The following is a 20661-nucleotide window of genomic DNA, read 5'->3' as shown; positions in this document are numbered from 1 at the left end:
TATGAGAAAAATATCATCTATTTTATTAAGAATTTTCTTTCATAACATATCCTACACCTCTTATCGTAGTTATATATTTATCACCGACACTATCTTCGAGCTTATTTCTTAAATAACTAACATAAACATCAACCACATTTGTATCACCTACATACTCATATCCCCATACTGAATTCAAGATGTGGTCTCTAGTCAATACCTTCCCCTTATTCTTAACCAAAAACTCCAATAATTGATATTCTTTTTTGGTGAGCTCTATATGTTTGTTACCTTTTCTAATCTCGCATAGCCCTTGATTTAAGTCAATATCTCGAAAAGATAATATTCTATTTTCATCTTTTTCAATATTAATTGAATTTATTCTTAAAGCACTTCTAATTCTTGCTAACAGCTCTTCGATTGCAAATGGTTTGGTTAAATAATCATTAGCACCATTATCTAATCCAGTGACTTTATCTGAGACCTGATCACGCGCAGTTAGCATTATAATAGGTATATTCGAAGTTTTTCTAACTCTCCTCAACACTTCAATTCCGTTAAGTCCAGGAAGCATAATATCTAGCAGTATTATATCGTAATTGCCACTTTGGATTTTTTCAAAGCCCGTTCTCCCGTCAAGTTCCCAGTCTACTTCATATCCTTCGTAAGTTAACTCTGGCTTTAAAAAACTTACTATCTCAGTTTCATCTTCGATAATCAAAACCTTAGTCATTTTCTCCTCCCAGTTTTTAAATACTTAATTAAAAGCCGAAAAACATTTAGTTTTTCGGCTGTCTTTCTGTATTATAAATAATACTTGCAATAATTACAATAATGTTTGGCCCAGTATAAGTAAATTATTTTATTTTCCTTGCATTGAATTACGTTGACCATTTCCTTTAACGCTTTTTCCGCCTTTATTAATTCTATTCCTTTTCTCTTTAAGATTCCTATTGTTCCTATCTCTTACACTTATAATATCACCGGACAAGTTCTTCATTATTTCTACTCTGTCTCCAACTTGTATGCTATTCGATGTTGTCTGGAAGTTACCTATGTCTACTGTTTTAGTGGTAATGAAATTTGCAACTGTAACTTTGCTTCCATCAACATTAGTAACTGTGCCCTCCACTTGGAAAAGTAAACTGAATGCTACCCTTAATGCAATTACGATTACAATTGCTACTAATGCAGCAATAACAGTCTTTTTGTTAAAAATTCTTCTACCAAATTTCTTTACTTTTTCATTTTGAAAAAACAATTTTATTTTATCTTTCATTTATATTCTCCTCTCTAAATCACTTTATAGTGAAATTATAATACTTATATCTTCATAAGTTATAAGAGAAGTCATAAAGTTTGATTAAAATTTTCTAATAAACCATTATTTTCCAAAAAATAATACCTTAATTTATTCGCTTCATATTTTCTTCATATCATTCTAGTAACATTTTCCTATAAAATGTTTTGGAGGTATAAAACTATGAATATGACTCATTATATGTCATTATTGGCATCAAATCAGCCTTGGAACTTGCTTATATTTATGGCAATTCCAGTAATATGTGCTGAGACCCTTACAATCTCAGAATTCTTTATCATATTTAACAGAATAAAAAGCGGCGGTATAAGAACTTTAAACAAAGCTGTTGCAATTTTCGATGGCTTCTATTTTACAGGAATTTTTATTTATCTTTTTACAACAGCAGTAATACCACTAACAAAGACAGGTGGTTGGCATACTTGGGTAGACGTAGTTGCAGTAGGTTTTTATTTAAGTGGCGTAATCTTCCTTTTACCACTTGCTTTATTAGAATTAGGTTTAATATTTAAGAATAAAACTGATGACGAAAAGATGAAAATACATTTCATACTAGTAGGTGGCTTTCTTGTAGTTGCACATATAGCAATGATTTTTGGTATGGTAAATCCAGAAATAGTTAACAATATGGGTACTATGGATAGTATGAAATAATTAGTTCATACTACTAGAAAGTATATTTATTAATAACCAAAAAGTAGCTAAAGTAATATCTAGCTACTTTTTTGTTTATCTACATTTTCAAATCGTACATGATAAACCCTGACAAGCCAATAACTTTTGCATATATATATTAAAATATTACCATGCAAATTGTATAAATACTTCCCTAAATAAAAAGCTTACTTGGATATCTTTGTTTTTAAACAATAACTTTATCAAAATAAATAGTAAACTTTGTGCCCATTTTTTCTTTACTTTCCACTTCTATGTCAGCAAGATGAAGATCTAAAATATTTTTCACAATTGTTAAACCTATACCACTTCCGTCTATCTCATTTCTACTCTTATCACCTCTATATAACCTTTCAAATATAAACGGTTGATCTTCTTCTTTTATCCCGATTCCATTATCTTTAATCTCTACAATTATCTTTTGATCTTTAGGATACATATTAACATTTATTTTTCCACTATCTTTAGAAAACTTAATAGAATTAGAAATTATATTTATGAAAACTTGTCTTAATTTATCTTTATCGCCAGTTATATAGTACTGTTGATTTTTTTGAACATTATAATCAATTTGTATCCCTTGGTTTTGAGCTTCCATATAAAAATCTTCACATATACTCTTTAATATCTGATTTACATCAACTGTTTCAAAATTAGCTTTTATGCTTTCTGATTCAAACTGCTTTAATAACTCCAGATTACTTAATAGCTTACCGAATCTTATAACTTCATCATTTAAATCTTTAAGTCTGTCATCAGTAATCGGAAAAATACCATCTATCATTGCTTCTAAATTATTTTGTAGTATATTTAATGGAGTCCTTATTTCATGAGAAATATCAGACACAAGCCGCTTTCTTAACATATCTTGCTGCTTTAGTTTTTCTGCTAATACATTTACACTGGTTCTCAAATTTTCTAGTTCCTTCATATTACTCTTTGTAACAGACTTAGTATCAAAGTTTCCTCTTGATAAGCTTACAGACATTTTTGAAACTTCTTTAATAGGTCTTGAAAATTGTTTAGAGAAATATAGACTAATAACAATTGTTATTATCATGGCTATAAAACCACTAGCAATAATACTTTTATTTATAGATAATTTAAAATTAACATCTTCTTCAGATAATAAAACTGATGAATACTGTCCTATATCTACATAACCTACTTTTTTATTATCCACTTCTATAGAGAATCTTTTGGATGTATATACCCCAGTATCCTTAACCATCATAGTATTGAAATTTAGATTATTCTTAATATCATTAGCATCCATTCCCCATATAGTCTTTTCATTACTATCAAGTAGAGTTAGACAATAATTCCCCATATATGCTTCATGCATCATTTCAATACCAGAATCTTTTGACCATTTTCCTTCTCTTTTATAGATTTCTTGAAAATAAGATACAATTCTTTCGTACCTTTTATTTTGTGTGTCTACCATATAATCATCAAACTTTTTTGTTATGGTTAAATTGACGAACACTGTTATAAGTAAAATTGCTGCAAGAGAACATATAAAAAACATAATACTCAGTTTTCTTCTTATACTTTTCACTAATTGTCACCACCAAATTTATAGCCGACTTTTACTACTGTTACAATATATCTTGGTTTTTTGGTGTCTTCCTCAATCTTTTTACGGATATTCTTAATGTGAACATCTATGGTTCTATCATATCCATCGAAATCTATCCCGCCAATTTTATCTATTAATTGTTCCCTTGATAGTACTTTTCCTTTATTGATAATTAGTGCATATAAGATATCTAGCTCATTTGAGGTCAAAGGAACTTCTTGATTTTTAACTTTCACAAGCCTTTTTTCATAATCTACTATTAAATTGCCATCATCATAAAGTAATCTAGAATTATCCTCTTCATGGGAAATTCTTCTAAAAAGAGCATTTACTCTTGCAGTTAATTCTCTTGGACTAAAAGGCTTTACAAGATATTCATCTGCTCCTATTTCTAACCCTTCAATTTTTTCGTTCAATGACCCCTTTGCAGTAAGCATAAATATATGTACGTTTGATTTTTCTCTTATAATTTTACATATATCTTCTCCACTTATATCTGGAAGCATTAAATCAAGAATTACTAATTTAAACTTCGTTGATTCAAATAGTTCAAGGCCTTTTAAACCTCTAGTTGTAGCATAAACGGAATATCCTGCTTTTTCTAAATAAGCTTTTAGCACATCTAATACATTTTGCTCATCTTCGATAATTAAAATATTACTCATAATTCAGCCTCACATAACTTTCTGTTTTAGTATTTTATAAATTATATCAATTTTCATGTTTTAGTTTACTGCGCTTTCATTTAAAAATTAGTTTATCTATAGAGCTTGCACATCTCTATAGAGTTGAAATGTAATAACTTTTCACTTACATTCCTAAATTAACATAAACTTATGAATATTATATGAAAAAATTTCACATTGAAATGAAAATCATTAAATTCAAATCAATTCTCCATCATTATATTAACATTTTCTTTTACTGGTTATCTATTGGTTTTATGAGTAAACATGCAAAAAGCCAGCAATATCTAATCATTTTGATCAGAAATTACTGACTTTCAACACAACTTTATTATAAATCATAAAATTTTCATATCTAAATTGTACCTAGTTGAATTTAAATATAGGAAATGGCTATTAAATTACAATTTAAATTTTGAACTTATTTACTTCCTCAAGCATTTCACCAGTCATAGAGCTAAGTATTTGGGCTGCTGCTACCACTTCTTCTGTAGAAGCATTCATCTCTTCTGACGATGCTGCAATTTCTTCTGCTGAAGCTGAAACCTCAAGAGCAACTGAGGACACCCCATCTACTCTAGCTAAAATAATATCTTTATCATTGTCTATACCTTCAGCAGAATTCTTAACTGTTTCTATTTTAGGAATTATTTCACTTACTGCTCCTATAATATTTCCAAATGATGTTATTGAACTGTTTATTATTTCAACTTGATTTACAAGTTCATCATCCATTTCAACAGAATCTTGAACTATAACATCTGTATTATTAGATATTTCACTGATCAATCTTCTAATATCTTCTGATGACACCTTAGATTGTTCAGCAAGCTTTCTTATTTCATCTGCTACAACCGAAAATCCTTTTCCAGCTTCTCCAGCTCTTGCTGCTTCAATAGCAGCATTCAATGCCAATAAATTGGTTTGTCCTGCTATGTTATTAATTATATTCGTAATTTCATTTATTTCATTTATGTTTTTTCCAAGTCCAATAATCTTGGTATTAAATGTCTTAAATGATTCACTAACTTTTGTTACAGACTGATTTAATTTATTCATTTCACTACTACTCTCATTAGCCATTAAACTAATTTCTCTAGAGTTTGAATCTACAACTTGTATTTCATTTACCATTTCAGATAACTTGTTACTAAATTTATCTATAATTTCTGTTACATTTATTAAATCCTCAGACTGATTTCCTGTTCCTTGTGCAATTTCATTTATCGCTTCTGCAACATTTTGTGTTGTACTTGAGATCTCCTCAGCAACAGAAGCTAGGTTCTCTGATTGTCCATTAATATTTGAAGAATTTTGTTTTATTCGACTAATCATTTCTCTAAGAGAATTCTGCATTATTTTCATTGAATTAGTCATTTCTCCAACTTCATCCTTTGACTTTAAATATTTAGGAGAAACTTCTTCACTTAAATTACCCATTGCTAACAAATCTAAGTGTTTTGAAGTTGATTTTATTCCCTTGGATATACTGTTAGAGATAGTATAAACTGTTGCTAACCCAATTAATAAAAATAATAGCGCTGATACCATAACGGTAGTTTTTAGACTATCAAGTTCTGATAATACCTCTGACTTTGATATTACAACTGCCAGTGACCATTCTGTTCCCTTTACAGGAGCATATCCTACATATTTATCTACACCCTGAAATAGATATTGATCTAGTCCCATTTGACCTTGAGTCATGTTCTTTTCTATATTTGCTAATCCATTTAAACTAGAATCTTTTTTTGCTTCTTCAATTGGATTATACAATTTCATTACTAAATCTTTATTGCTATGAGCTATAACCGTTCCATCTTTCTTTATCATGAACGCATTGCCTGTTTGTCCAAATTTAATCTGATTGGTTAATTCACTTAATTTATTGCCATCCCTGCTGCTGATCAATACTCCTACAATATCATTATTATTTTTAATCGGCACTGCATATACTATAACTATGGAACCATCAACTTTACTAATTAATGGATCTGACACATTATTTTTACCTGCTAAGGCATTTTGAAAATATGATCTATCTTTAATGTTAGCACTTTTCCCATCAGTATATTTTACATCACCATTTTTATCAGCAATACCCATTTTTATGCTTCCACTTCTTTTAACTTCTTCTACTAGTATAGGCACCTTGTTTTCCCATGCTTCATTAAGATTTTTTATATCGTTTCTTGATGCCATAACTTCTAATGAACTCAACTGCCCTTCAACTCTACCTTGAATATTACTTGCTGATTGCTCCGCTATCTTCGGCAGTGTCTTTGATAAGTTTGAAGTTAGTGCCTTTGATGAATTAAAAAAAGAAACTATACCTAGACCGATGCATATAGCACCTATTAATAGACCTAAAAATAATATTAATTTTCCTTTTATGCTTTTCATAAATCCTCCCATTTAGTTAATTTGCATATACTTTAATTGTTTTTTTAATACAATAATATACTGCGTTAAAATTTTATCACAATATATCGTATTAGTAAATATATTGTCAAAAACTACATTATTTTGTCATGAAGTATACTTTTTTTATCTAAGTTAATAAACTTAGAATTTTTAGTTCACACCTATTATGTTTATTTTTTATATTAAGCATTAGTTGTTCTAGTGAGTATTTTACTGTAAAATAAAACATATATATCCAATTGACATCTTATAATACAAACTTTTCTTTAAACTATGTCGAAACATTATATTCTTCAACCAATTTTAAGTATTGGTTGTCTAAAAAATTAAGATAAGGAGATTTCTATGAGAAAGTATTTTAAATATCTAGTAGTTCTTTTACTATTTACACTTTTACTTTCAACTCATACCGTATATGCCGATAGTAAAAGTTTTTCTATTGACAGCCTCGCCATAGATACCGCCATAAACACCTCAGGTGATCTTGAAGTATCAGAAGTTTATGAATATAACTTCAAGGGTGATTTTAATGGAGTCACTAGAAATATTAATTTTAGTCAAAGCTCAGGAGTTGAGAATATTGAAGTTAGTATATTAGATGGTTCAAACAACACACCTTTTAAAAACAATGATAGTAAAGAAAATGGAACTTTTACAGTAGCTACAGATGGAAACTACAAAAAACTTACCATATACTCAAAAAACAGCAACAAAATTGTTAAATTCAATATTAAGTATTCCATAATTGGAGCTGCTACTAAGTATAATGATGCAGGTGAATTATTTTGGAAGTTTTACGAAAATTCATCTAATGTAGATATAAATAATATATCTCTTAAGGTAAACTTTCCAACAGGAAATCTAAAAGACGCAAAATATTGGGGCATAGGTCCAGCTTCTGGAACCGCAAGTAAGGCTGATGATAATAATTTCTTGTTTAATGTTTCAAAGCTCAATTCTGGAGAATACTTAGGTTGTCGTATACTTTTCCCACTAGATTATCTTAAGGATGCTAAAAAGATAGTCAGTGAAGATGCCTACAATAGAATTTATAATGAACAGATGAATAACGCTTATACTCCAGAAACTAATTCAAACAGCATAAGTAGTTCAAATAATTCTATTAATTCACCTATATATGAACCACCTGTAAATCATTATGCTGATAAAGATGATAGTATCGGTATTTTTATATTGGTTTTAGTTATAGTAATATTAGTAGCTACTATATTGATCTATAATGCTAAAGAAAAGGAGAAGTTTCAAAAAGAGCTTGAAGAATATAGAAGCACAGAACAATTTTTTAATGATCCTTATTGTGATTCAATCCCTAGTGGCTTAAGTCCAGCTTTAGTAACTTATCTAATAAGTGAATATATAGAAATAAATGATATAATAGCAACTTTACTGGATTTATCAGTACGAAATATATTATCCTATACTACAAATTCCTATGTAGAAAAAAAATACTTTTCCAAAGATGAAGAAAAGATAGATTTTACTTTTTCAATAAATACTCATGCTTTAGACTTTTGTTCTATTCACGAGAGATATCTTCTTAATTGGCTTTCTTCTTATGGAAATTACCCTTCCTTTTCACTAAAAGATATAGAAGTACAAACAAATAATCGCAAAACAGCACTGGATTTTAAAAATAAATTTAACGATTGGAAATTCGCAGTAAAAACAGAAGCAGATTCAAAGCCTTTCCATACTAAGATAAGAAACCGTTATGTATTAACTAATACCTATCAAAACGAGTATTTAAAATGGCTTGCCTTTAAAAATTTTTTATTTGACAGCATAAATTCAAGTAAAAGTGAAATTTTAACTCCAGCGCTATGGAGAAAATATTTATCTTATGCCTTAGCTTTAGGGTTAGCCGACAAATTAATTGAGTTCTCCCCTAAACTGGCAAATGATGACTATATGTACTCAGATCCTTTATTCTATAACATGCATTATCTTAATTTCATTTATTATGACTTTTTTGATGATTTCCAAAATCAATTAAATCATAACACTGCAGATAACAGTTCTAATAGTTCTAGTGATTTTGGTGGAGGTTTTGGAGACGGAGGTGGCTTTACCTCTGGTGGAGATGGTGGATCTAGTGGAGGCGGTGGAGATTCTGGTGCATTTTAGACAACTTGAAAAAACACACCTTATCAGATTTTGATAAGGTGTGTTTTTTCTTAATAGGTCATCATTAATTTGCTTCAGATATAGCTTTACATATCAATAAGCTACCTCTATTACCGCTTCATTAAACTCCAGTTTCTTTGCCTTTCTTCATATAGAAGTAGAATGGCACTCCAAGAGCTGCCAATAATGCTCCATAACCAATTACTTGCCAGCCTGAACCATATATAGCCCAACATGCATATACAAATCCTATTAGGGGAATCAATGCACACTTAATAAAAGTTGAGAAATTTTTAATTTGTCCATTTTTTATCATAATTTTTATCTCTGCAAGAGCTGTCATAGCATAAACCGGTAAATATGCCAGTGTCGCCAATAAAATTACAAATGTGAAGGCTCCTACTAGAGATTTATTGTAGTTCATATATAAGAGAATATTTAATAATACCGAACCTATTATTAATGATACATAAGGTGTTTCGAATTTTGGGTGAACTTTTCCAAAAGCCTTTGGAAACACCCCGTTTTCTGCAGCTGCAAAGCCTACACGTGCTGTTGAAAGCAGCCAGCCTACAGTTGTACCAAGTATACTGATTATAACTGCTAAAGTAATAAATGTTGATACTCCTCCTCCAAAGTACTGGGAAAGAATGTCTGCAAAAGGTGCCTTACTGTTGGCCAAAGCTTCTTGAGAAATGGAACCCATAGCAAAAAAGTTAATGCATATATATATAACTGCAGCTATGGAAATACCAAGTATTGTACTTCTCTTAACATTTTTCTCCGGATTTTTTATTTCACCAGCAGTAATAGCTGCACTTTCAAGACCAATGAAGGCCCAAAGTGTATTAACAGCTGCTCCGTTCACTGTTGATAATCCTTTTCCACTTGGAAACAATGGTTTGATATTTGCTACATTAAAATGAAGTGCTGTAATTATAATAAAGAATATAAAAAAACATATCTCAAATATAGTAATGACTGTCTGAATTTTCCCCGCTCTTCTTACTCCAAGAATGTTAATACCAGTAAATATCCATAATACAATAGTTCCAAATATGAAGGCAACATGTCCATTAGACAAAGCTGGTACTAAACTAGATGTATATGTACATATAGCGAGAATAACTGCGGCATTTCCAATCCACGACCCATTCCAGTAAAGCCATGCATTCATAAATCCTGTAAATTCACCAAAAGCAACCTTTGAATACTCATAAGGTCCACCTGTCTTTGGATACTTCGATCCCAATCTTGCAAAGGTTATAGCAAGACATATAGAACAAGCTGCTGAAATAAGCCAAGCCATAATTGTTCCACCAGGGCCTGTAATTCCTGCCAGAGTAGCAGGCAACATAAATATACCAGATCCCATCATATTACCAGCAACCAATGCTGTAGCAATAAGTAGTCCAATATCCTTTTTTAAATTTGTCTTTTGTTCCACGATTATTCCTCCTAAAGGTATAAATTTTTAATCAAACACTAAGTAAACTAATCTATGTACAACTTCACCGCGTTAAAGTTTTAACTGCGCACTTTTGCATCATTTTCTTTACTACGGCTTGATAGTGCTTATCTGTACTTTACTAATATTATATAACGCATCACTATCTCATATTTATTCGTAATTGCATTAACATTATGCATAAAAACTCGAATTTTGTCAATAATTAAGTTTTGGCACCATTTCTATATTTTTATTAAAACAAGACCTATTGAAGATTTTTCCCACCATAAATATTTCTTGCAACATAAAACGATTACTTCAAAAAACTACATTTATGTATTTAATTGCTTTAAAAACAAAAACCCTCTCACCAGGAGAGGGTAAAATATTTAACTTATTATTATCAATATATTTAATACTGTTCTTTAATTATTGCTGTTGCTTTTGGAAATATTTCTTTCTCCAATAAAGAGCTACATTAACTAATCCAATCATTACAGGAACCTCAACAAGTGGCCCTATTACAGCAGTAAATGCTTCCTTTGATTCTATTCCAAATACAGCAACTGCAACCGCAATAGCAAGTTCAAAGTTATTACTTGCAGCTGTAAATGCTAAAGTTGTAGTTTTCTTATAATCAATACCTGATTTATAGCTTATATAGAAAGATGCTGAGAACATGATAACAAAGTATATTAAAAGTGGAATTGCCACTTTCACTACTTCTAAAGGTAATTGCACGATGTATTGTCCTTTATAAGTAAACATAATTATAATTGTAAATAATAGTGCAATCAATGCTAAAGGACTGATTTTAGGTATGAACTTCTTTGTATACCATTCTGATCCCATCATTGGTTCCAAGATTAATCTAGTTAACATTCCTAATGCAAAAGGAATTCCTAGGTAAACCGCCACAGACCTTGCAACTTCACCCATGGATATATTAACTTTGTATCCAGTGAGCCCAAATACTGGCGGCAATACAGTAATAAAAATATAGGCAAAAACTGAATAGAATATAACCTGAAATATTGAGTTAAAAGCTACTAATGCTGCTGCATATTCACTGTCTCCATCAGCTAAACTATTCCAAACTATAACCATGGCTATACATCTAGCTAAACCAATCAGTATAAGCCCTGTCATTAAAGCCGAATCCGATCTCAAGAAAACCATAGCTAGAATGAACATAAGCACAGGTCCTATAACCCAATTTTGTACTAAGGATAATCCTAAAACTTTCGGGTTTCTAAATACTTTACCTATTTCCTTATAATTTACCTTTGCTAGCGGTGGATACATCATAACTATCAACCCAACCGCAATAGGTATTGATGTACTACCTACAGATAAATTTGATAAAGCCTTTGATAACGCTGGTACTGCCCAGCCCAAGGTAATCCCTAAAGCCATAGCTAGAAAAATCCATAATGTAAGATACCTATCAAGTAATGAAAGTCTTGATTTACTTTTCAAATAAAATCCCCCTTAAAATAATATTATTACTTAACCTCATTAAAGTATCAGCTGGTTAACCACTTATTCAACACGATGCTTTATTTTAGAAGCTCAACAAGCTTTTCACCTTTTATTTCTTCAGGTTTCCATTCTATAACTGCAAAATTGCCATTAGATATTTCTTCTACTTTATTAATCCAATGTATTTCATTACTTGCTTTTGCCTTTAAAATAATATTTGTTGTATTCGTAGCATATAAACTCGAATTTATAGCCCACCATTTGCTCTTTATTCCTGCGCGTTTTAAATCTTCATCAAGTCTCATTGCCTCGTAAACCGGTGTAGTTTCTGCCAAAGTTACAATTACAACCTCTGTCTCCTTTGGATTTCTTAGCTTTGGTAAAAGCTTCTTAACTGACTCTGGAGTATCTCCTTGAGAACGTGATATCTCCTTATTATAGCTTTCTGTTGAATCCAAAAGTAAAAGAGTGTGTCCTGTTGGAGCTGTATCAATTACAACCACTTCATCTTCTGATTTTTCAACTATTTCCGCAAAAGCTCTAAAAACAGCGATTTCTTGAGTACATGGAGATCTCAAATCCTCTTCTATATATTCAATATCTCCCTCAGACATAGTTTCTCTAGCTTTACTTAGTACTTCTTCTTTATACTTTTCCAGTTCTTTCTTTTCATCTATATTACTTAAGCTTATCCCTTGCTCTTCATCTAACACAAATTTCAAATGAGCAGCTGGATCAGTAGTAGTAAGATGAACCTTCTTGCCTTTATTGGCTAAGCCTAAAGCAATTGTAGCAGCTATTGTTGTCTTGCCAACTCCGCCTTTTCCCATTGTAAATATAACTTTTTTATCTGTATTATATAAATCATTAATGATATCCTTAAGACCTAACATGGCACTTACTTTAAGCTCTTCATTGTTCACTTTAATATTATCTTCCTTTAAAAAAGCTCTTACATTCTCCAGACCTGTAATATTATAAGGTCTTAATGGAATCTCAAAGATTTTTAAAGTTTCTAGCTTTTCTGGGATATCTTCAAGTGCTCTTCGTTGTTTATTATAAATACTACGTGATAACTCATCATCTGCATTATTGAGCACTCCATTTATAACTAAAATCTGATTATTTACCCCTATTTCTCTAAGTTCCTTCGATGCTCTTTCCGCCTCTTTTAAAGGTGTTATCTCTGGCCTTGATACTAAAATAAGAGTAGTAGCCTTTCCATCAGATAATGTCTTAACCGCCTCACTATAGACTTCCTTTTTATCTTCAAGTCCTGCAAGTTGCCCTAGACAAGATGCTCCATGAGTACTTTCACTTATAAAGTTACTCCATGCTGAAGGTAATTGCAGCATTCTTAACGTATGACCTGTAGGCGCTGTATCGAAAATTATATGATCAAATTCCTTTTGAATACTATCATCAGTTATAAAGTTAGTAAACTCATTAAAAGCTGCAATTTCAACTGTACATGAACCTGAAAGCTGTTCCTCCATATTTTTAATAACAACTTCAGGAAGCTTACCTCTGTACGGCCCAACAACACTTTCCTTATATTCATTTGCGGCTTCTATAGGATCAAAATTAGCAACCATAAGGTTTGGTACTTCTTCTATTTTTACTCCTTTATTATTTAACTCTCTGTTAAATACATCTTGAAGATTTGAAGCTGGATCTGTGCTTACTAACATAATCTTTTTACCTTGATCAGCTAAAGTTATAGCAGTAGCACAAGCGGTAGATGTCTTTCCTACTCCACCTTTTCCAGTAAAAAATAAATATTTAGTTAACTCTATATCACTTGGATTAAATAATTTCCACATATTTAAACACCCTTCCTTCGCTAACAACATCCACCTTTACACCCACAGCCATTTGTCTTTTTCTTGATTTGTAGCTTCAAGTAACTTTCAGGAACATCAAGCATAGCACAAAATTCTTCATTTGTTGGATATGCTTTTGTTTTAACAACTTCTCCATCAACAATGGTTACAGGTAGGCACTCTATTCCTTCACTATTTAATAAATGATTGATGACTTTGTTATCTACAAAAGCCTGAGGATTATTAGTTAAGTTGAATCTATCCACTATAATACCTCTGCTTTTTAAATTATTTAAAACAGTAGAAACTCTTAATAATTCTGGATCTATACTTGGTCCACAAACCCCTGTGGAACAGCACATTGCTGGATCAAAAATAATCATTTTTTTCATAATACATATCTCCCTTTTTATTCACATTCACATTTTGATTTATCTTTACATATACAATCCTCAGTATCAGTTATAAGATTCATAATAAACAGCATTAGTTTATTACAGTTTGTTGCGTTTAATGAATAATGGCTCCATAACCCTTCTTTTCGACTCTTTACAAGACCACACTCTATCAAAACCTTCATATGATGAGAAAGTGTTGGTTGAGTAAAATCAAAGTTTTCTAGTATATCACAAGCACATTTTTCTCCGCAAGATAAAATATCTATTATCTTTAATCTATTTGCATCAGAAAGAGCTTTAATTACTTTTGCGTTTTCATTATAATCAAGTTTCAATTTATCACTCCTTATATAGATAATCATCTATGTATAATATAGACCTTTATCTATATATAGTCAATATTTACTTTGTAATTACTGCAACCTTTCAATATTAACATCTATATTGGTCTATATTACATACTATGATTTCATTAAAATAATGTGAATAAACAAAAAAAGCCAGTTTACACTGGCTTAAAGTCATATCTATTCACTTAGATGCTACTAAATCTCCCCTATAGCACTTAAGCTAATTTCATTATTTTTAATTCTTCTTTTTAAATCCTTTACCTTCTCTTCAATTGCTTTTGCAGTTTTAATGAATTCCTCATCACTTTTACCTGATGGGTCATCTAAGCCCCAATCTTCCTCATGTTTCGAAGGCAAGAACGGACAAATTACATTACAGCCCATCTTTACAACAATATCTACCTCAGGTATGTCTGTAAGTAGCTTCGATTTTTGTGTTTCATTCATATCAATATTATATAAATCCTTAATTATTCTTACAGCATCTTGATTTATTTGTGGTCTTAATTCAGTTCCAGCCGAATAAGACTCAAATACATCTGAAGCAAACATTTTCCCTAATGCTTCTGCCATCTGAGATCTACAAGAATTATGCACGCATATAAACGCTACTTTTGGTTTCATTATTAATCCCCCATTTTTTAAGTCTAAGTGTTTTTAAATATAATTAAAATGATTTTTAAGGAGCTACCTTTACAAGCATGACTATTCTTATTGTCGTCTTGTCAAATAAAGATTTTATCACTTGCATTAAATCTGAACTTCTTAACTCATTCATGACCATATTCAAAATATAATCATATGATAATTAAAATGATTTTCTATGTCAATGTTTTTCATAATTGCAGTTCACTTTAATTTTACAAACTGTTTCAGTAAATCATAAAGCTTAATAAAAATCAAACAAAGCAATGCTGATGAGTTCAGAACTTTTTTGTTGTATAATTATATTTAAGCCAATCATCAACCAAAAGACCATTGTGAAGTAACAACCTCACCTTTTCCTAAAGGTATTTCCTCTTCATTTGTCCATTCAATTATTTCATCATCATCTGTAAATACTTCACCTATGTCTTCAGCATATAAATTACTGCTTTTCTTCTTCTTCCTGCCCCTTTTACTTTTTTTAATTTCTATTATATCAGTGCTATGTTCTTCTTTATTATCTCTATTATTATCTCCTTCAATATCCTTAGAGATAATAGGATCTTTAGTGCTAATTTCCAAGTTTTCAGCATTAACTACTTCTTTATTTTCTATCTTAAGCAAAGCCTTATCCTCAAACCCTTCATTATCCTTTTCTTCAGTATTCTTTGTATCAAGTTTACTATCACAAGCCTCATTTAACTGAAAATCTATAGTCTTTGCTTCAGCTTTTTCATTCTTAGTTATTTCTTTTTCTTTTACTTTAATATTTTGGTGCTTAGCAAAATTTTTCACTCTATATATCCTATCTTCAGTCAACTCGACCATTTCTAAATCAACAAAGAGTTCTAAGGCAAGCTTAACCTGATCAACATCTCTATTAAACTCTATTGCTAAAGTTTCTATTGTATATGGAATGTTTTTTGAAAAAAACAGTTCCCCTTCTAGATTAACCTTCCCCGCAAGTAATACAATTCTATTCCAAATATAATGAATTGTATCTCTTTCTGGCTTCATATCTATTATTTTAAATTTAGTATCCTCATACATATCAACCCTGAATTTTACATATTTTCTTTCTCTCATATATCTCATTCTCCTTAACAATTTATTTTTAAAGAGTTCCTATGTCGAAACTTAATCTATACCTGTTTGAAAATCCCGGCTCCTGGGGATTTTCAGGCATGTATAAATTAATAGTTGAGCTAGGAACTATATGGATGTACCACTTCGTAATAAAACTTATTATTTTTAAATTCTCTCACCAGAAGCCGTGAGAGTTTTAAAAATAGATTTAGGTTCGAAGTGGTACATCTATATTTTGTTTTCTAATAGATATATATGCCGTAGTAAGAAAATTTTAGGGTTAATTATATATTTTTTATCATAATTAAACAACAAAAAGGATTGAGTTAATTATTTTTAACTCAATCCTTTTTGTTTTTAATATTAAGAAATTTAGATCAGCCATTAGTTTCAGCATCTAATCAAACTCAATAAAACTAATAGTTTCTCCAGTTCTTTTACCTACCAAAATAACTAATTTGCTTTGTTTTCAAAAAAACTGCTAAGGAGTCCGAAGCTGAATACACTTCTTTATACACTAACAAATATATTTTATCTTTATGACTTATTGGATCTTTTGGGATTATCTTATCTTCGTCCGTTATATAATATTTAAAACCCTTTAAGATTTCGTTGTAATATTAGGACATTTACTAATTAAATCATTTGTTACAGTATTAACACCTTTTAATGAAGTGAAGGAATTGTAATTTTATTATAATATTTAATGGCATCTATTAAATGGTTATGGTTAAAATCAGGCCAAAAATCATTAGTAAACCATAGCCTTGCTTCAGCAGATTGCCAAAGTAGGAAGTTGCTTATCCTCTTTTCTCCACTTGTTCTTATGATCAAATCAACGTCAGGCAACCCTGCAGTATACATATAATTGCTAATTAAAGCTTCATCTATTTTATCAGCATTAAGTGTTCCCTCATTAATATCTTGCATCATTCCTTGCATAGCATCTACTATTTCTAAACGTCCTCCGTAATTTAATGCTATATTTAGAACTAACCCAGAATTATTTTCAGATGCCTTTTCTGTTTTTTTAATTTCATTTAGCAATTCTTTAGAAAGATTATTCTTACTACCGATATGACGTACATTAATATTTTCTCCTACCTCATTACGCAACTTAGCAAAGAATTCTACGAAGAGTTTCATTAAAAATGCAACTTCTTCATTAGATCTATTCCAATTTTCACTAGAGAAAACATAAAACGTAAGTACCTCAACCCCTAGTTCAAAGCATTCTTTAATTGTGTTTTCAATTGGTTTTGTACCAGCTCTATGGCCCAAAGTTCTAGGAAGACCTTTTTTTCTAGCCCATCTTCCGTTTCCGTCACAAACTACTGCTATATGTCTTGGTATACTATATTTTTCTTTATCTATTTGATTTTTCAACATTAGACTCATTTCCTGCCTTTTTTCGAATATAAATATTTTATTCTATTATTGCCCAACAGGAATATATTGTCAACTTTCTAAAATGCAAAAGAAAGCAAAAAAAAAGGATTGAGTTATTTTATTATTTAAGAATTTATAACTCAATCCTTTTTCATCAATGAGAGCCTTTTTAGCAAGCAACAATTTCCTTAATCATAAACTCTTTTCCACATAAGATCTCCCATTCTCTACCTCCACACTTAGGACACTTATTATTATTCTCGATGAGATTAAAAACCTTATTACATTTCTTGCAAATAGCATTGCCAGGTAATATATCTATTTTCAATTCAGTCTCCTGTAATAAGGTTCCTTCCACTGCAGCTGGATAACAAGCTTCTAAATATCTCGGGATCATGGATGAAAGCTCCCCAATTTGGATAACCAATTTATCTATTTTGGTTAATCCATTTTCTTTTGCGAAATTTTCCACAGTTTTTACCACTTCAATCATAACTCCCACTTCATGCAAAAAAATCACCTCTTTATTCTTTCTTCGAAAAAATTGATCCTAAGGATTTTTTTGCTTTTTTCACAGCAATTCTGCCTTGACGTTTTATCGCATGTTTAATAACTATTGGCTTCATTTCATTGAGTTCTGCACCAGCGCTATCATATTTTCTTGAAAGTGAAATTGCATCAAATTTACACTTTGTAGTGCAAACACCGCATCCCACACACTGATATTGATCCACAACTACAGCTCCACAACCAAGACACCTTTCTGTTTCCTTCTTTATTTGTTCTTCAGTAAAAGTATTACGTAAATCTTTAAATGTTTCTTTTGTTTTACTTCCATCTACATGAAGTGCTCTTTGTCTAGGCAGACTATCATAACCATCCATATTTAAATTTTCTTTATCTAAAGCATGATATTCTCTTTCTCGACTTATGGACAGGTTATCACCATGTACATAACGATGAATTGAAATAGATCCTTGTTTTCCTAAAGCAATAGCATCAATAGCAAACTTAGGTCCTGTCACTGCATCTCCACCAGCAAATACATCCTTATCTCCAGTTTGGAAGGTAAGTGGATCAGCTTTTACAGTTTTATTAGGTTTTAGTTCCATCATAGAATCCTTTAATAATTGCCCCCAGTCTATTCCTTGCCCTACTGAAATTAGCACATGATTCGCTTTAACAATCTTAGTTTCTTCTTCATTGAACTTAGGATTAAACCTTCCATTTTCATCAAAGACAGAAATACACTTTTTAAATTCTACTCCTGTAACCTGCCCATTTTCATGAAGAATTGCTTTTGGTCCCCAAGAATTGTTGATGTCAATGCCTTCAGATAATGCTTCTTCTATTTCTTCCTCTAGTGCAGGCATTTCTTTTCGACTTTCTAAACAATACATATCTATCTTCGAAGCTCCAACTCTCTCAGCGGTTCTAGCTACATCAATAGCCACATTTCCACCACCGATTACAACTGCTGAACCTTCCATTTTTAGTTCTTCTCCTAGATTCACCTTTCTTAAAAAGTCCACACCAGTTATTACTCCCTCAGCTTCTTCACCCTCGAGTCCAAGTTTTCTGCCACCTTGAGCACCAATTGCTACATAAAATGCTTTGTAGCCAAAGTTTCTAAGTCCATTAAGAGTAACATCTTTACCAACTTCAATACCTGTTTTAAACTCCACACCTAACTCTTTTAAAACTTGTATTTCTGAATTTACTATTTCTTTTCCTAATCTAAAGGATGGAATTCCAAGTGTTAACATACCTCCAAGCACTTTTTGCTTTTCAAAAACTGTTACTTGATATCCTTCCACTGCTAGGAAATAAGCGCAAGAAAGTCCAGCTGGGCCTGCACCTATTACAGCTATTTTTTCTTGTCTTTGTACCTTTTTTTCAGGTACAAACCTATGTTCAGCTTTCAAGTCCTGATCAGCAATGAATTTTTTAATTTCGTCTACTGCCAGTGGTTCATCCACTCCTGCTCTTGTGCAAGCAGATTCACACTTTCTAGGGCATATACGTCCACAAATTGCTGGAAGTGGATTTTCTTTCTTTATAAGTTCTAAAGCATCTCTATATCTGCCTTGAGAAGCCATTTTGATATATCCTTGGATAGCTATGTGAGCTGGACATTCAGTTTTACATGGGCTTGTTCCGCTCTCAGCAACAACTTTACGATGGCGATAATTAACATTCCATTTTTCTTTTCCCCATTGCGTATCGTATGGAGTATCTACTTCCTTAGGAGCTGCAATAGGTTTCTTTGTACATAAATTTTGCCCTAAAGTTAATGCATTAGCTTGGCAATTTTCTACACATTCTCCGCAAGCAACGCATTTATCTGTATCTACTTGTGCAATATAGTTTGACCTTGAAAAATCAGGATTTCTGAAAAGGGTTGTATTTCTTAAACCAAAACAAGAACATCCGCAGCAATTACAAATGGCAAGTGCTTTTCCAGGTCCTGAAAGATTAGGTATCTGGTGAACCAACCCTTCCTTTTCTGCTTTCTCGCAAATAGCAATAGCCTCTTCTCTAGTAATACTCCTACCTCTTCCTGTACGAATATAGTAATCTGCAGCTGGTCCTAGCTGAATACACATTTCCTCAACTGTATGTCCACACCCTTCACCTTTAACTCTCATAGATGTACGACAGGCACAATCAGCAACAGAAAAAATTTCGTGGGTATTAAGTAGATATGCTATTTCTTCATAGGAAGCTTTTCTTGTATCTCCTTCAATAGCACTTTCAATTGGAATAACTCTCATTACTCCCATTCCCACAGGAAGGTTTCCTGCCATCAGTCCACTTAATCTTCTTGTATATTCTTCAAAACATTCAGCGATTACTGGATATTTTTCTACATTTTCCTTATTTGCAACCATATATTCCATGACTCCAGGAACAAAAAGTTCAAGGAAGTATTTATTAGCACCATTTTCACGTTCAAATTTAATTGAACCATCAACAGCCATTTTATCTAGAACTTTTTCTACTTCCTCTTCAGACTTGCCACAAAGAGCAGCAATTTCCTTTAAGCTTTTAGGTTTACGTACCTCTAAGTGAAGTGCTACTTCTGCCATTTCATTTGTAGTAACTGGCTCAAGAATTCTATACTCTGGATCTGTCGGTTTTACTTTTACTATTCCACCAGTAATCCCTGCAGCAATCTTATTTGCCAGTTGAAGCACTTTTTGCTTGACCATATAATTACCTCCCA

The 20661-nt window shown here is 31.4% G+C and carries 17 protein-coding genes; 2 read left to right on the top strand and 15 right to left on the bottom strand.

Going from position 1 to position 20661, the window contains the following annotated elements:
• Positions 1–25 precede the first annotated feature (25 nt).
• Both OCU55_RS07000 and OCU55_RS06995 read right to left on the bottom strand, forming a co-directional pair.
• Entirely contained in the window at positions 26–712 is a 687-nt protein-coding gene (locus tag OCU55_RS07000) for a response regulator transcription factor (protein ID WP_261851611.1), read from the bottom strand.
• 129 nt (positions 713–841) lie between these two features.
• Positions 842–1258, bottom strand: a complete 417-nt coding sequence (locus tag OCU55_RS06995) for a hypothetical protein (protein WP_261851610.1) — start codon at positions 1256–1258, stop codon at positions 842–844.
• Between the two features lie 204 nt (positions 1259–1462).
• Here OCU55_RS06995 and OCU55_RS06990 point away from each other — a divergent pair, with 204 nt between their 5' ends.
• Complete coding sequence (locus tag OCU55_RS06990) at positions 1463–1954, top strand: DUF6803 family protein (protein ID WP_261851609.1); 492 nt, start codon at positions 1463–1465, stop codon at positions 1952–1954.
• A gap of 208 nt (positions 1955–2162) precedes the next feature.
• Here OCU55_RS06990 and OCU55_RS06985 read toward each other — a convergent pair whose 3' ends face one another.
• From OCU55_RS06985 to OCU55_RS06975, 3 genes are all read right to left on the bottom strand, one after another.
• Entirely contained in the window at positions 2163–3536 is a 1374-nt protein-coding gene (locus OCU55_RS06985; protein WP_261851608.1) for a sensor histidine kinase, read from the bottom strand.
• On the bottom strand, positions 3536–4222 hold the full coding sequence (locus tag OCU55_RS06980) for a response regulator transcription factor (protein WP_261851607.1): 687 nt from the start codon (positions 4220–4222) through the stop codon (positions 3536–3538). Before OCU55_RS06980 ends, OCU55_RS06985 begins: the two co-directional genes overlap by 1 nt.
• A gap of 429 nt (positions 4223–4651) precedes the next feature.
• Positions 4652–6646, bottom strand: coding sequence for a methyl-accepting chemotaxis protein (locus OCU55_RS06975; protein ID WP_261851606.1), 1995 nt, complete (start codon positions 6644–6646; stop codon positions 4652–4654).
• A 366-nt stretch (positions 6647–7012) separates the two neighbouring features.
• Between OCU55_RS06975 and OCU55_RS06970 the strand changes: the two genes are divergently transcribed.
• On the top strand, positions 7013–8812 hold the full coding sequence (locus tag OCU55_RS06970) for a DUF2207 domain-containing protein (protein WP_261851605.1): 1800 nt from the start codon (positions 7013–7015) through the stop codon (positions 8810–8812).
• A 121-nt stretch (positions 8813–8933) separates the two neighbouring features.
• On the opposite strand, the gene OCU55_RS06965 is transcribed toward OCU55_RS06970, so the two are convergent.
• The 10 genes from OCU55_RS06965 to OCU55_RS06920 all read right to left on the bottom strand — a co-directional run bounded on the left by OCU55_RS06965 (position 8934) and on the right by OCU55_RS06920 (position 20647).
• Entirely contained in the window at positions 8934–10259 is a 1326-nt protein-coding gene (locus OCU55_RS06965) for an APC family permease (RefSeq protein ID WP_261851604.1), read from the bottom strand.
• Between the two features lie 432 nt (positions 10260–10691).
• Entirely contained in the window at positions 10692–11741 is a 1050-nt protein-coding gene (arsB, locus tag OCU55_RS06960) for an ACR3 family arsenite efflux transporter (protein ID WP_261851603.1), read from the bottom strand.
• A gap of 80 nt (positions 11742–11821) precedes the next feature.
• On the bottom strand, positions 11822–13567 hold the full coding sequence (gene arsA / locus OCU55_RS06955; protein ID WP_261851602.1) for an arsenical pump-driving ATPase: 1746 nt from the start codon (positions 13565–13567) through the stop codon (positions 11822–11824).
• A 20-nt stretch (positions 13568–13587) separates the two neighbouring features.
• On the bottom strand, positions 13588–13959 hold the full coding sequence (gene arsD / locus OCU55_RS06950) for an arsenite efflux transporter metallochaperone ArsD (protein WP_261851601.1): 372 nt from the start codon (positions 13957–13959) through the stop codon (positions 13588–13590).
• 17 nt (positions 13960–13976) lie between these two features.
• Entirely contained in the window at positions 13977–14327 is a 351-nt protein-coding gene (locus tag OCU55_RS06945) for an ArsR/SmtB family transcription factor (protein WP_427847038.1), read from the bottom strand.
• 183 nt (positions 14328–14510) lie between these two features.
• Positions 14511–14939 carry an arsenate reductase ArsC gene (locus OCU55_RS06940; protein WP_261851599.1) on the bottom strand — a complete coding sequence of 143 codons (429 nt, stop codon included), beginning with the start codon at positions 14937–14939 and terminating at the stop codon, positions 14511–14513.
• Positions 14940–15278: 339 nt separating this feature from the next.
• On the bottom strand, positions 15279–16046 hold the full coding sequence (locus OCU55_RS06935; RefSeq protein WP_261851598.1) for a phage replisome organizer N-terminal domain-containing protein: 768 nt from the start codon (positions 16044–16046) through the stop codon (positions 15279–15281).
• Positions 16047–16712: 666 nt separating this feature from the next.
• A complete protein-coding gene (gene uppS / locus OCU55_RS06930; RefSeq protein WP_261851597.1) occupies positions 16713–17435 on the bottom strand; it encodes a polyprenyl diphosphate synthase in 723 nt (240 codons plus the stop codon).
• A 169-nt stretch (positions 17436–17604) separates the two neighbouring features.
• Positions 17605–17946 (bottom strand): hydrogenase maturation nickel metallochaperone HypA/HybF, encoded by a 342-nt coding sequence (locus OCU55_RS06925; protein WP_261851596.1) that lies wholly within the window; start codon positions 17944–17946, stop codon positions 17605–17607.
• A gap of 13 nt (positions 17947–17959) precedes the next feature.
• Positions 17960–20647, bottom strand: coding sequence for an FAD-dependent oxidoreductase (locus OCU55_RS06920; protein ID WP_261851595.1), 2688 nt, complete (start codon positions 20645–20647; stop codon positions 17960–17962).
• Positions 20648–20661: the final 14 nt, after the last annotated feature.

This window comes from Clostridium folliculivorans (genome assembly GCF_024341905.1).
GTDB lineage: Bacteria > Bacillota > Clostridia > Clostridiales > Clostridiaceae > Clostridium_AR > Clostridium_AR folliculivorans.
The sequence above is the reverse complement of the archived record's forward strand: the minus strand, read 5'-3'. Positions and strand labels throughout refer to the sequence as shown.

What these genes read in the sequence shown, in the direction of transcription:
- OCU55_RS07000 (WP_261851611.1), bottom strand. Translation starts at nt 712, where the DNA reads ATGACTAAGGTTTTGATTATCGAAGATGAAACTGAGATAGTAAGTTTT.
- OCU55_RS06995 (WP_261851610.1), bottom strand. Translation starts at nt 1,258, where the DNA reads ATGAAAGATAAAATAAAATTGTTTTTTCAAAATGAAAAAGTAAAGAAA.
- OCU55_RS06990 (WP_261851609.1), top strand. Translation starts at nt 1,463, where the DNA reads ATGAATATGACTCATTATATGTCATTATTGGCATCAAATCAGCCTTGG.
- OCU55_RS06980 (WP_261851607.1), bottom strand. Translation starts at nt 4,222, where the DNA reads ATGAGTAATATTTTAATTATCGAAGATGAGCAAAATGTATTAGATGTG.
- OCU55_RS06975 (WP_261851606.1), bottom strand. Translation starts at nt 6,646, where the DNA reads ATGAAAAGCATAAAAGGAAAATTAATATTATTTTTAGGTCTATTAATA.
- OCU55_RS06970 (WP_261851605.1), top strand. Translation starts at nt 7,013, where the DNA reads ATGAGAAAGTATTTTAAATATCTAGTAGTTCTTTTACTATTTACACTT.
- arsA (WP_261851602.1), bottom strand. Translation starts at nt 13,567, where the DNA reads ATGTGGAAATTATTTAATCCAAGTGATATAGAGTTAACTAAATATTTA.
- arsD (WP_261851601.1), bottom strand. Translation starts at nt 13,959, where the DNA reads ATGAAAAAAATGATTATTTTTGATCCAGCAATGTGCTGTTCCACAGGG.
- OCU55_RS06945 (WP_427847038.1), bottom strand. Translation starts at nt 14,327, where the DNA reads ATGATTATCTATATAAGGAGTGATAAATTGAAACTTGATTATAATGAA.
- OCU55_RS06940 (WP_261851599.1), bottom strand. Translation starts at nt 14,939, where the DNA reads ATGAAACCAAAAGTAGCGTTTATATGCGTGCATAATTCTTGTAGATCT.
- OCU55_RS06935 (WP_261851598.1), bottom strand. Translation starts at nt 16,046, where the DNA reads ATGAGAGAAAGAAAATATGTAAAATTCAGGGTTGATATGTATGAGGAT.
- uppS (WP_261851597.1), bottom strand. Translation starts at nt 17,435, where the DNA reads ATGTTGAAAAATCAAATAGATAAAGAAAAATATAGTATACCAAGACAT.
- OCU55_RS06920 (WP_261851595.1), bottom strand. Translation starts at nt 20,647, where the DNA reads ATGGTCAAGCAAAAAGTGCTTCAACTGGCAAATAAGATTGCTGCAGGG.